This is a genomic window from Pseudomonas sp. MDT1-85, assembly GCF_054898065.1.
Genome location: NZ_CM142715.1, coordinates 1,173,339 through 1,185,598, shown reverse-complemented (window position 1 = coordinate 1,185,598; position 12,260 = coordinate 1,173,339). Strand labels below are relative to the sequence as shown.

10 protein-coding genes and 1 tRNA gene are annotated in these 12,260 nt (G+C 57.7%); 2 read left to right on the top strand and 9 right to left on the bottom strand.

All coding sequences use genetic code 11. The features are described 5' to 3' along the window. Positions 1-2: 2 nt before the first annotated feature. Positions 3-572: a 1,6-anhydro-N-acetylmuramyl-L-alanine amidase AmpD gene (gene ampD, locus ACYZT2_RS05245; protein ID WP_461970688.1), complete on the bottom strand. Its 570-nt coding sequence runs from the start codon at positions 570-572 to the stop codon at positions 3-5. A gap of 64 nt (positions 573-636) precedes the next feature. Beyond that, positions 637-2,844 carry a DUF1631 domain-containing protein gene (locus ACYZT2_RS05240; protein WP_461970686.1) on the bottom strand — a complete coding sequence of 736 codons (2,208 nt, stop codon included), beginning with the start codon at positions 2,842-2,844 and terminating at the stop codon, positions 637-639. Between the two features lie 361 nt (positions 2,845-3,205). Here ACYZT2_RS05240 and nadC point away from each other — a divergent pair, with 361 nt between their 5' ends. Continuing rightward, positions 3,206-4,054 (top strand): carboxylating nicotinate-nucleotide diphosphorylase, encoded by an 849-nt coding sequence (gene nadC, locus ACYZT2_RS05235; RefSeq protein ID WP_461970684.1) that lies wholly within the window; start codon positions 3,206-3,208, stop codon positions 4,052-4,054. 51 nt (positions 4,055-4,105) lie between these two features. Here nadC and ACYZT2_RS05230 read toward each other — a convergent pair whose 3' ends face one another. Beyond that, positions 4,106-4,411, bottom strand: coding sequence for a DUF6388 family protein (locus ACYZT2_RS05230; RefSeq protein ID WP_461970682.1), 306 nt, complete (start codon positions 4,409-4,411; stop codon positions 4,106-4,108). 284 nt (positions 4,412-4,695) lie between these two features. Here ACYZT2_RS05230 and ACYZT2_RS05225 point away from each other — a divergent pair, with 284 nt between their 5' ends. After that, positions 4,696-5,241 carry a hypothetical protein gene (locus ACYZT2_RS05225; RefSeq protein ID WP_461970680.1) on the top strand — a complete coding sequence of 182 codons (546 nt, stop codon included), beginning with the start codon at positions 4,696-4,698 and terminating at the stop codon, positions 5,239-5,241. A gap of 9 nt (positions 5,242-5,250) precedes the next feature. Here ACYZT2_RS05225 and ACYZT2_RS05220 read toward each other — a convergent pair. The 6 genes from ACYZT2_RS05220 to infB all read right to left on the bottom strand — a co-directional run bounded on the left by ACYZT2_RS05220 (position 5,251) and on the right by infB (position 12,249). Next, positions 5,251-5,326: transfer RNA gene (locus tag ACYZT2_RS05220), tRNA-Thr, on the bottom strand. A 225-nt stretch (positions 5,327-5,551) separates the two neighbouring features. Then, positions 5,552-7,657: a polyribonucleotide nucleotidyltransferase gene (gene pnp, locus ACYZT2_RS05215; RefSeq protein ID WP_052965657.1), complete on the bottom strand. Its 2,106-nt coding sequence runs from the start codon at positions 7,655-7,657 to the stop codon at positions 5,552-5,554. Between the two features lie 194 nt (positions 7,658-7,851). Further along, positions 7,852-8,121 (bottom strand): 30S ribosomal protein S15, encoded by a 270-nt coding sequence (gene rpsO / locus ACYZT2_RS05210; protein WP_003176135.1) that lies wholly within the window; start codon positions 8,119-8,121, stop codon positions 7,852-7,854. Positions 8,122-8,238: 117 nt separating this feature from the next. After that, positions 8,239-9,156 carry a tRNA pseudouridine(55) synthase TruB gene (gene truB / locus ACYZT2_RS05205; RefSeq protein ID WP_461970678.1) on the bottom strand — a complete coding sequence of 306 codons (918 nt, stop codon included), beginning with the start codon at positions 9,154-9,156 and terminating at the stop codon, positions 8,239-8,241. A gap of 3 nt (positions 9,157-9,159) precedes the next feature. Next, the gene (gene rbfA, locus ACYZT2_RS05200; RefSeq protein WP_007900467.1) at positions 9,160-9,561 is read right to left on the bottom strand and encodes a 30S ribosome-binding factor RbfA; all 402 of its coding nucleotides are present in this window, start codon (positions 9,559-9,561) and stop codon (positions 9,160-9,162) included. Positions 9,562-9,720: 159 nt separating this feature from the next. After that, positions 9,721-12,249, bottom strand: coding sequence for a translation initiation factor IF-2 (gene infB / locus ACYZT2_RS05195; protein ID WP_461970675.1), 2,529 nt, complete (start codon positions 12,247-12,249; stop codon positions 9,721-9,723). Positions 12,250-12,260 lie beyond the last annotated feature (11 nt).

Sequence of the window (12,260 nt, the reverse complement as noted above, 5' to 3'; positions counted from 1 at the left end):
TGTTACTCCTTTTTTTCCAGAGCAGCTTTTGCCAGAGCCGCGCGATAGCGTGCCCAGTCAAACGCCGGTCCCGGATCAGTCTTGCGCCCGGGTGCGATGTCGCTATGCCCGCAGATGCGTTGTGCGGTGATACCCGTGAAGGCGCTTTGCAGCTGTAAAGTCAGGGCCGTCAACGCTTGATATTGGGCGTCGGTGAACGGCAGATCATCCGTGCCTTCGAGCTCGATGCCCACGGAAAAATCGTTACAGGTTTCCCGTCCATCGAAACACGAGACGCCAGCGTGCCAGGCGCGCTCTAGACAAGAGACAAACTGAGTGACGGCGCCGTCACGTTCGATCAGAAAGTGCGCAGACACCCGCAGGTCGGCGATTCCTGCAAAGTAGGGATGTTCCGTGACATCCAGACGATTCTGGAAAAATTCCTGCACCTTGCCGGTCAGAAACTGCGCTGGCGGCAGACTGATGTTGTGGATCACCAGCAGGGAAATTTCGCCCTCGGGGCGCGCATTGAAGTTGGGCGAGGGGCATATGCGCACGCCCTGACACCAACCGCTCGCGGGGTCCAACTGCATACAGGTTCCTTCAACGACGACTGTGTTGGTGCCCAGTATGCCGCGATAGACCCTCGGCGCGCGATCACTTGCCGTGATTGAGACGCCGCAGGTTGCCCAGCACCGACTCCAGCGCCCGGTCGAACAGCAAGGTGTCGTCCAGCGTTCGCGCCGCGCCACGCCGGAACTCCAGGGCCAGACCGATACGGCTGTGCTCCAGCACTTTCATCCCGGTACGGTTGACGAAGATGTACTTGTCGGTGGCTTCAATGATCGCCGCCAGCTTGCAGCGCAGAGTGTTTTCTTCGTCTTCCTGAAACTCGACCCAGCAACCCAAGCGCAGCTGATCGACTTGAAGCAAAGCGACATCGTCCTCCGGCAAACACATCGATGCGGCTTCGACCGGGCCTTCGTCTGCGGTGCGAAGCACGATTTCCTGCTGCACTTCGATCATCATCGGTGCGTTAACAGGTGTGCTTTTCGGGCCTGGACGTTCGAACAGCTGAACGTGCAAAGCTTCCAGCTCGCTGAAAAACTCGCCGGTGGCGAAAGGGTCGAATGCCGAGCTGTTCAAGCCATCGCGCAACGACTTGAGCAACCCTGGCACCAGCGACAACAACCGCAGGCTCGCGTCGGGTTCGTCATGGCGCTGCACGCTCCAGATCAATTGGGCCATGGTCTGCACATCGGCATGCCATTCGGCGGACTGATCACCGTGCTTGAGGCAGGTCAGCAACAGCACTTTGCTCCAGGCCTCCTGGACAAACGCCACCACGCCGTGCGGCAGTACCTTGCCCACCAACGCCTGATTCAGCGCCTGCTCGACGCGCTGACGTGCCAGTTCGGTCCTGGCGCGGCCCTCTTCGGCGTCACGGGTGCGCTGCTCGAGTAATTCGCTACGACGGCGTTCGTCATTGGTGAAGGCAAGAAAATCCGCCAGCAATTCGGAAAAGATCGCCGGGTCATCGACAAAGTCGTTCAACAAGCGCTGCACCACTTGCTCGATGCGCAGGTACAAGCTGTCGCGCTCATGGTCATCGCACTCGCCCCAGCCCATGGCCGCAGCGGCGATTTCGTTGAGCAAACGCCGGGCGGGATGGCTGCTGCGGCTGAAAAAGCTCTTGTCGAGCACCGCCACTTTCAGCATCGGAATCTGCAAACGGCCGATCAGCGCCTTGAGAGAGTCCGGCAGGTTGCGATCATCGAGGATGCATTCGAAGAGCATGGCGATCAGGTTGATCACATCTTCGTCGGCCACACCCACCACGCGCGACTTGCCGCTTTTGACGCTGACCCGGGTCAGCAGTTGTTCGAGCTGGTTACGCAGATCGAAGTCGTCCTGAGCCGCCAGCGCCGGCACGTATTGCTGCAAGTGCGAGAGCAGGCGCAGCAGGTCGCGGGTGGAAATAGGCTGGGTCTGGGCACTGACTTCCAGGGTCGGCGCAACGCTGCCACGCACGTGAAACAGTAATTCCTGCAAGGCGGCGAAGACTTCCTGTACGCCTTCGTCGATCTGCGGATTGCCAGTCCGTACGCCTGTCTCGGCGGGGTCAGCTCTAACACTCGCAGCCGCCCGATCAGTGGCACGCCGCGCCGGGGCGGGTTTGAGGTCCGGCAGCACGCCGGTGGCGATCAGCAGTTGATTGGCTTCGGCGTAGAGCTGATCAGCATTGCTGAGCACATAGCGTTCGAACAGCTTGAGGATGATCAGCTTGACCTTGATTTCCATGCCCAGGTTGCGCCCGGCCTGCAAGAAATACTTGCAGAGCAGCGTCGGCCCCAAGGGGTTGTGCTGTTCGACCAGCGTCTTGCTCAACAGTGTGCTGAGTCGGGCGGTGAGCTGGTCGAGGGCGAAACCGTCACGGTTCAGCACTTTGCCAACCATGGCTTCCACCGCCACGTTGCGCTCCATGTCGTCATTGGGCATCGCCGCCGAGGCATCGAAAACCAATGGCCGGGGCGAGACAGCGTGAGAAATGTCGTACTGCGTGAGGCTGACGAAAGCCTCGAAGAATTGCTCGAGAAATCCGCGTTCGATGCTTTTGCGCTTGAGGCGCAAATCGCGCATGGCCTCGAAGAAGATGTTTTGCTCGACATTGTTTCGGGCCCGGTCGGCCATTTCGAACAGAGTGTCGTCGGCGTTATCGAACAATTCCTGCAAACCTTGCTTGAGTTGTTGAGCGGCCTTGTCGCGAACCTGAAGCAGAATCACGGGCAGGCGGGCGAGCGGCGAGTGAGTCGCCTGGTCGGTAGCGGCCTTGTGCAAAGGCACTACATTCCCGTCGTTGTGCATCCAAGCCTCCTGAAACGGTGATTCTTCGGTTCGGTAAGAAAGATCGAGTACGCAGCCACACAGCCGACGCTCAACGGGGGACAGTCACCACCCGTTGTCATTTCAAATAATCGGGAATCCAAAGTTACGTCAAAGCTATGACGTCAAATGCAAGGCGGATTATCTGCAAAAGACCTTCTTTATGCCAGCAGACTCTGCGCTTTCCCAACAAATAGACGTTATGAGAGAGCCCCTGCTTAACACCGATTACTCGAGTGAATCGACCAAATGCAGGTTGGCGAACGATGGAATGGCCGTTGATGCCTTGGGTTGCCTCGCACCATGGCCCTATAATCGGGGCACTTTGTTTGTGGAGCCCGTTATGCCGAATCTACGTCTCGCCGATTTGACTGCCGAAATCGAAGCCAACGTGCGCCGTGCGTTGCACGAGGACATCGGCAGCGGCGACATCACCGCGCAACTGATCCCCGCCGAACGCCTGGCCAAAGCCACCATCATCACCCGTGATGCCGCTGTCATCAGCGGCACCGCGTGGGTCGATACCGTGTTTCGGCAGCTGGACCCGCGGGTTGCCGTTCACTGGCAGGTGCGCGACGGCGAACGGGTGAAACCCAATCAGGTGCTATTCCATCTCGAAGGCCCGGCTCGCTCGCTGCTGACGGGCGAACGCAGCGCACTGAATTTTCTGCAAATGCTGTCCGGCGTGGCCACTCGCGCGCAGTACCTGGCGGACTTCGTCGCCGAGACCCAAGTGAAGTTGCTCGACACCCGCAAAACCCTGCCGGGGCTGCGTCTGGCCCAGAAATACGCCGTGACCTGCGGCAGCTGCCACAACCACCGCATCGGCCTGTATGACGCCTTCCTGATCAAGGAAAACCATATCGCCGCCTGCGGTGGCATTTCTGAGGCTATCGCGGCCGCGCACAAGATCGCCCCGGGCAAACCGGTGGAGATCGAAGTGGAAAGCCTGGCGGAGCTGAAGGAAGCACTGGCGGCGGGTGCCGACATCATCATGCTCGATGAACTGAGCCTGGACGACATGCGCGAAGCAGTGCGCCTGAACGCCGGCAAGGCAAAACTGGAGGCCAGCGGTGGTATCAACGAAAGCACGTTGCTGCCAATCGCCGAAACCGGGGTGGATTATATTTCGATTGGTGCGATGACCAAGGATGTGAAGGCTGTGGACCTGTCGATGCGACTGAGTCTCTGATCACGCCTTTGATAATAAAAAATGCCAGCCTGATAAAGGCTGGCATTTTTTTTAGACCACCAGATTGTTCATCTCGCAGTACTCTTCCCACTCGACGCCCAATACCTCGGCCGCCTCCTTGTGCAGCGCCAGGCGCGCGGCCTCGAACTCTTCAGGACTTGTAGTGTACTTGAGCGTCAGCTCCCACGGCTGCAAGCCCTGAGCTTCCGCTTCATCCTCGAACGCCCACTGGATCTGGTCTTTCTGTTCGTCGGCGGGCAAGTCCTTGATCTCTTCCAGCAACTGGGGCGCGTCCAGCACGTATTTTTTCAGGGCTTCTTCGTGTCTGGCTTCTTGGGTCAATTCTTTAACGGTCATGGCGTTCTCGCTGATCTGGGGAATGGAAGATGGATCTGGATCATCAAGGATCTCTCTGACGCAAAAAACCGTTTGAAGCCCGGTTTGTCTGGCCTTCAGAACCATTCGGGATCATCTGAAAACTGCTGGGCGATGCTCATGCAGACAACGAATATAGGACGTTTTGTCGATGAATTACACGGGTCTTTACATAAAAAGACACATGCAGGAGGCCTTGGGAACATAAGTCGAAATCACAAGTCATAGCGATGTGCCATATCAGCACTTCACAAGGAACTCCAGTGATGCGCAGTTTTTCGAAGCTTTTGTCTGCCCAGCTTGCTACCGCTACCTTGCTGCTTGGCAGCCTGACATTGACCGGTGCCGCTCAAGCGGCTGTCGAAGTCACCTCTGACCCTGCGTTGTACTCCGACAAAATCTCCGCGCTCCACAATTCATTTGGCAAGGACACACTCGTCAGAACCAGCGTCAGCATCGATGACCTGGAAAGCCTGCAAAAAACCGTGAAGACCAATGCCACGGAACTGGAAAGCCAGAAGCGCACCCTCAGCGAGCAGGCCCGTCAGATCGAAGAACTCAAACGCAACAGCGGTTCCAGCTCAAACTCCAGCAGCAAGGAGATTGACGATCTCAAGCGCACGGTCAATGAGCAGGAGCGCGATCTGAACAACCTTGGCAAGCAAGTGGAAGAGCTAAAGCGCAACAGCGGCTCCAGCTCAAGTTCGAACAACAGCGAAATCTCCAGCCTCAAACGGGAGATCAGCGATCAGGATCGCGCGATGGAACAACTAAAGCGCACCGTCGAGGATCTGAGCAGAAAGGTGAAATGAAGAAGAGAATGGTGCCCGAGACAGGAATCGAACCTGCGACCTTCGCGTTACGAGTGCGCTGCTCTACCGGCTGAGCTACACGGGCTGTGGGCTAAACCTAGCATTGGCTTCGGGGTCCGGCAACTTCGCGCACCGCAAAATCAAAAGATCGCAGCCTGCGGCAGCTCCTACATTGGGCTTGTGTAGGAACTGCCGAAGGCTCGGGCCGCGTTCGGACGATCTTTTGATCTTCCTGCACACAAAAAAATGCCCCGCCGTTTTCACGGCGAGGCATTTTTATAACGTTGAAGCGGTCAGGCGAAGGGGTTGATTAAACGCCCGAAGCCTTGGCTGCTGCTACGTCTTTGATGGACAGCTTGATACGGCCGCGGTTGTCGACGTCCAGTACCAGTACTTCCACTTCCTGGCCTTCTTTCAGGATGTCGGTCACTTTCTCGACGCGAGCATCGCTCAGCATCGAGATGTGAACCAGACCGTCCTTGCCTGGCAGGATGTTGACGAATGCGCCGAAGTCGACGATGCGCTCAACCTTACCAACGTAGATCTTGCCGATTTCGGCTTCCGCGGTGATGCCCAGAACGCGCTGACGTGCTGCTTCAGCCGCTTCCTTGGTTTCGCCGAAGATCTTGATCGAACCGTCGTCTTCGATGTCGATCGAAGCTTTGGTTTCTTCACAGATCGCACGAATGGTCGCGCCGCCTTTACCGATAACATCACGGATTTTGTCGGTGTCGATTTTCATCGCGATCATGGTCGGAGCGTTTTCCGACAGCTCGGTACGCGACTGGCCAATGATCTGGTTCATCTGACCGAGGATATTCAGGCGCGCTTCCAGGGCTTGGCCCAGAGCGATTTCCATGATTTCTTCGGTGATGCCTTTGATCTTGATGTCCATCTGCAGCGCGGTAACACCTTTGGCGGTACCCGCTACTTTGAAGTCCATGTCGCCGAGGTGATCTTCGTCGCCCAGGATGTCGGTCAGAACAGCGAATTTCTCGCCTTCTTTAACCAGACCCATGGCGATACCGGCAACCGGTGCCTTCATCGGAACGCCGGCATCCATCAGAGCCAAAGAAGCGCCGCAGACCGAAGCCATGGAGCTCGAACCGTTGGACTCGGTGATTTCCGACACAACACGAATGGTGTACGGGAACACGTCGGCAGCAGGCAGCATGGCCTGAACCGAACGACGGGCCAGACGGCCGTGACCGATTTCGCGACGACCAGCACCACCCATGCGACCACACTCACCTACCGAGAACGGAGGGAAGTTGTAGTGCAGCATGAACGGGTCTTTTTTCTCGCCTTCCAGGGTGTCCAGCAGCTGTGCGTCACGGGCAGTACCCAGAGTCGCGACTACCAGGGCCTGGGTTTCGCCACGGGTAAACAGTGCCGAACCGTGGGTCTTCGGCAGAACGCCGACTTCGATGTTCAGCGGACGTACGGTCTTGGTGTCGCGACCATCGATACGTGGCTTGCCGTTAACGATGTTTTCGCGAACGGTGCGGTATTCGATTTCACCGAAAGCCGCTTTGACTTCAGCGGAAGTCGGCTGACCTTCTTCACCGGACAGGTTGGCAACAACCTGGTCTTTCAGCTCGCCCAGACGTGCATAACGGTCGGCTTTGACGGTGATGGTGTAAGCCTGGGAGATCGCTTCGCCGAACTCGGCACGGATAGCGCCCAGCAGTGCGGTGGCTTCTGGCTGAGGAGCCCAGGTCCAGGTTGGCTTGGCAGCTTCAGCGGCCAGTTCTTTAACGGCGTTGATCACCACCTGGAACTCGTCGTGAGCAAACAGTACCGCGCCCAGCATCTGGTCTTCGGTCAGCTCTTTGGCTTCCGATTCAACCATCAGAACGGCTTCCGAAGTACCGGCAACGACCATGTCCAGGCTCGAGGCTTTCAGTTGTTCGTAAGTCGGGTTCAGCAGGTAGCCAGTGCTTTCATGGAATGCAACGCGGGCAGCGCCGATCGGGCCATCGAAAGGAATGCCGGAGATGGCCAGGGCAGCCGAGGTACCGATCATCGCAGCGATGTCCGGATCGGTCTTTTTGCTGGTGGAAACGACGGTGCAGACAACCTGCACTTCGTTCATGAAGCCTTCCGGGAACAGCGGACGGATCGGACGGTCGATCAGTCGGGAAGTCAGGGTTTCTTTCTCGGAAGGACGGCCTTCACGCTTGAAGAAACCGCCAGGGATCTTACCGGCAGCGTAAGTCTTTTCCTGGTAGTGAACGGACAGAGGGAAGAAGCCCTTGCCTGGATCGGCTTGTTTGGCACCGACAACGGTCACCAATACGCTGACGTCGTCGTCAACGGTGACCAATACTGCGCCGGAGGCCTGACGGGCGATACGGCCAGTCTCGAGGGTAACGGTCGACTGACCGAACTGGAATTTTTTGATTACCGGGTTCACGGTGTCCTACCTTCTTTTGTGGCTCTTGGGGAACTTGTCTTCTTGCGAAATTCTTGGGCAATGTCGGGGATCGGCCCAACGCCTGTCCAGGGTAAAACGTATGTCCAGATAAAACTTGAGGCTGGGAGCCTGCCATGCGCCAGCGGAAACCCACTGACGCACGACAGACAACCAACCTCTAGCGCAATCGCTTATTAGCGACGCAGACCCAGGCGACCGATCAGAGCCTGATAACGACCCAGATCCTTGCCTTTCAGGTAGTCCAGCAGCTTACGGCGCTGGTTTACCATGCGGATCAGACCACGACGGGAGTGGTGATCTTTACCGTTGGCCTTGAAGTGACCTTGCAGCTTGTTGATGTTGTGGGTCAGCAGTGCAACTTGCACTTCTGGCGAACCAGTGTCACCAACAGCTTGCTGGTAGTCAGCTACGATTTGAGCTTTTTCTTGAACGTCGAGAGCCATGAGGCAATCCTTTTATCAGGAAACTGTTTCAAAGAAACAGCTTCAACAGGCCAGGGACAAATCCCTGTATCTATAAATGAGTAGTGACCGTGCCTGTTAACAGCCACACTCGTCCGGTCATTCTGACCGAATCAGTCGACGCGGCGCGATGCGCCCGTCTTCGCTCACTTCACCGATACCGATGAAGCGACCGTTGTGATCCTGTACCCGTACCATGCCGAACTTCGGTGCATCCGGGGCGCGTACCGGTTGGCCGTTAAGCCAGTAGAACGCACTGTGCTCCGAGAAATGCAACAGTGGCCAGTCCAGCAGGCCGCTGTCCGATGGCATCAGGAAGCGGTCGACCGCCTCGTTGCCGCCTTCGGCATGTACTGCTTCAAGCTCTTCCAGAGTGACGGTCTGTGCCAGCGTGAAAGGCCCGGCCTGGGTACGTCGCAATTCAGCCACGTAAGCGCCACAACCGAGTTGCTCACCGATATCCTCCACCAGGGTGCGGATATAGGTGCCTTTGCTGCAATCCACCGCAAGCCGCGCAGTATCACCCTCAAAGGCCAGTAATTCCAAGCGCGCAATAGTAACAGAACGCGGTTCGCGCTCCACTACTTCGCCTGCACGGGCCAGCTTGTACAGCGGCTGCCCATCACGCTTGAGCGCCGAGTACATCGGCGGTATCTGACTGATTTGCCCACGAAATTTGGGCAGCACCGCTTCGATATCGGCGCGACCAACGGTCACCGGGCGCTCCAGCAAAACGTCACCTTCGGCATCGGCCGTGGTGGTGGTCTTGCCCAGTTGCGCCAGGGTTTCATAAGCCTTGTCGGAATCGAGCAAGTATTGCGAGAACTTGGTGGCCTCACCGAAGCACAACGGCAGCACGCCGGTGGCCAGCGGATCGAGACTGCCGGTGTGCCCGGCCTTCTCGGCATTGAGCAACCAGCGAACCTTCTGCAATGCCGCGTTGGAGGTGAACCCCAGCGGCTTGTCGAGCAGGATGATGCCGCTGACGTTACGACGGATACGTTTGACCTGAGCCACCGATTACTCCTTGGCGTCTTCGGGTTCAGCCGCTACCGGGTGCTGATTGTCTTCAGCCACCGCACGCTCGATCAGGGCCGACAGATGCGCGCCACGCACGACGCTTTCGTCGTAATGGAAGTGCAACTGCGGAACGCTGCGCAACTTCATTTCGCGAGCCAACTGCATACGCAGGAAACCTGCGGCTGAGTTGAGCACCTTGATGCTTTGCGCGATGTCGTCGCGGCTGTCCTGGCCCATCACGGTTATGAAGATCTTGGCGTGACCGACGTCACGGCTGACTTCAACAGCGGTAATGGTGACCAGGCCGACGCGCGGGTCTTTGACTTCACGACGGATCAGCTGTGCCAGCTCACGCTGCATCTGATCGCCGATACGTTGGGTACGGCTGTATTCTTTTGCCATGTCTTGTTACCTGTTACTGCCCCACGGTGAAACCCGAGGGGTCTGAAAGCGGCAAACGCCCGGCCTGACAAAAGCCAGACCGGGCGTTGCGTTTAGAGTCCGGACGCTGCGCCGCGCATCTGCATGCTGCGGCTCATCGTGGCCCTTGAAGTGCGCGAGTTAGAGGCTGCGAGCAACCTGAACCTTCTCGAAGACTTCGATCTTGTCGCCGACTTTGACGTCGTTGTAGCTCTTCACGCCGATACCGCATTCCATGCCGGCACGTACTTCGGAAGCGTCATCCTTGAAGCGGCGCAGGGATTCCAGCTCGCCTTCGAAGATAACGATGTCTTCACGCAGTACACGGATTGGACGGTTACGGTGAACAACACCTTCGATAACCATGCAACCGGCGATCGCGCCAAATTTCGGCGAACGGAACACATCACGTACTTCAGCGGTACCCAGGATGTTCTCGCGAACATCGCTGCCCAACATACCGGTGAGGGCTTTCTTGACGTCTTCGATGATGTCGTAGATCACGTTGTAGTAACGCATATCCAGACCTTCCTGCTCGACGATCTTGCGAGCGCCAGCATCGGCACGCACGTTGAAGCCGAACAGTACAGCGTTGGAGGCCAGTGCCAGGTTGGCGTCGGATTCGGTGATACCACCGACACCGCCACCGACAACACGCACTTGCACTTCGTCGTTACCCAAGCCGTTCAAGGCACCGTTCAACGCTTCCAGCGAACCACGGACGTCGGATTTGAGGACGATGTTGAGCGTCTTCTTCTCTGCCTGACCCATGTTTTCGAAGATGTTTTCCAGCTTGCCAGCGTGAGCACGGGCCAGTTTGACTTCGCGGAACTTGCCTTGACGGAACAGAGCCACTTCACGGGCTTTCTTCTCGTCCGACAGCACGCTCATCTCGTCGCCAGCGTCCGGGGTACCGTCCAGGCCGAGGATCTCGACAGGGATGGAAGGACCGGCTTCCTTGATTGGCTTGCCGTTCTCGTCGAGCATGGCACGTACACGGCCATAGTTCGAACCGACCAGCACCATGTCGCCTTGGCGCAGGGTACCGTCTTGAACCAGAACGGTTGCAACCGGGCCACGACCTTTGTCGAGACGCGATTCAACCACGACGCCACGGCCAGGAGCCGAAGGCGTTGCTTTCAGTTCCAGAACTTCAGCTTGCAGCAGAACAGCTTCGAGCAACTCGTCTACGCCAGTACCGACTTTCGCCGAAACCGATACGAACGGGGTGTCGCCGCCCCACTCTTCCGAAGTCACGCCGTGAACCGACAGTTCGCTACGGATGCGATCGAGATCAGCGCCCGGCTTGTCGATTTTGTTCACTGCAACAACCAGCGGAACACCGGCAGCCTTGGCGTGCTGAACAGCTTCAATGGTCTGCGGCATCACGCCGTCGTCCGCTGCAACGACCAGGATCACGATGTCAGTTGCCTTGGCACCGCGAGCACGCATTGCGGTAAACGCAGCGTGACCCGGGGTATCGAGGAACGTGACCATGCCGCGATCAGTTTCAACGTGGTACGCACCGATGTGCTGGGTGATACCGCCGGCTTCGCCAGCAGCTACCTTGGCACGACGGATATAGTCGAGCAGCGAGGTCTTACCGTGGTCAACGTGGCCCATTACGGTCACGACTGGCGCACGGGAGAACGTCTCACCTTCAAACTTCAGGGACTCGGCCAGGGAATCTTCCAGGGCGGTGTCGCTGACCAGGGTCACTTTGTGGCCCAGTTCTTCGGCTACCAGTTGAGCAGTTTCCTGATCAAGCACCTGGTTGATGGTCGCTGGAGTACCCAGTTTGAACATGAACTTGATGATTTCAGCAGCCTTGACCGACATCTGATTGGCGAGATCGCCAACAGTGATGGTCTCGCCGATCTGCACATCACGCACAACAGGGCCGGTTGGGCTCTGGAAACCGTGGGCGTTGCGTTTCTTCAGCTTGGCCTTGCCGCGACCACCACGACGGAAGCCATCGCTTTCTTCGTCGGTAGTACGTGGCGCAACACGTGGAGCAGGCGCTTTTTCCTTGACCGAAGCACGATGCGGAGCGTTTTTGCGCTCGCCATCGCCACTGCCACGACGACTGTTATCGTCGGCACGTGGTTTGTCCGGACGGCGCTGTTCGTTCTGCTTGTTGCGAACATCGGCAGACGGCGCTGGTGCAGCAGCCACAACCGGCGCGCTTTCACGCACTGGTTCGGCAACTGCAGCAGGCGCTGCAACGGCGTCGTTAGTAGCGGTTTGCGCAGCAGCAGGCTGGCGACGCGCTTCTTCTTCGGCGCGACGCTTGGCTTCTTCTTCAGCCTTCTGACGTGCAGTATTTTCTACTGCGCGGCGTTCTTCCAGTTCGCGTTTGCGCTCGGCTTCGATTTCTTCCGGGCTGCGTTGTACGAAGACTTTCTTCTTGCGTACTTCAACGCTGATGCTCTTGCTACCAGCAACACGCAGCGTGCTGGTGGTTTTGCGCTGCAATGTAATCTTGCGCGGTTCTTCCACTTTCGCCTTGTGGCTGCTCTTCAAGTGAGTCAGCAAAGACTGCTTCTCACTATCGCTCACACCTTCATCGGCGGCGGTGTGCGGCAGACCTGCCTCACGCATCTGCTGCAACAGGCGCTCTACCGGTGTTTTGACCTCATCGGCCAGTTGTTTCACCGTGACTTGCGTCATGCACTTCTCTC

Coding starts and splice junctions, on each gene's coding strand:
- ampD (WP_461970688.1), bottom strand. CDS start 572: ATGCAGTTGGACCCCGCGAGCGGTTGGTGTCAGGGCGTGCGCATATGC.
- ACYZT2_RS05240 (WP_461970686.1), bottom strand. CDS start 2,844: ATGCACAACGACGGGAATGTAGTGCCTTTGCACAAGGCCGCTACCGAC.
- nadC (WP_461970684.1), top strand. CDS start 3,206: ATGCCGAATCTACGTCTCGCCGATTTGACTGCCGAAATCGAAGCCAAC.
- ACYZT2_RS05230 (WP_461970682.1), bottom strand. CDS start 4,411: ATGACCGTTAAAGAATTGACCCAAGAAGCCAGACACGAAGAAGCCCTG.
- ACYZT2_RS05225 (WP_461970680.1), top strand. CDS start 4,696: ATGCGCAGTTTTTCGAAGCTTTTGTCTGCCCAGCTTGCTACCGCTACC.
- rpsO (WP_003176135.1), bottom strand. CDS start 8,121: ATGGCTCTCGACGTTCAAGAAAAAGCTCAAATCGTAGCTGACTACCAG.
- rbfA (WP_007900467.1), bottom strand. CDS start 9,561: ATGGCAAAAGAATACAGCCGTACCCAACGTATCGGCGATCAGATGCAG.
- infB (WP_461970675.1), bottom strand. CDS start 12,249: ATGACGCAAGTCACGGTGAAACAACTGGCCGATGAGGTCAAAACACCG.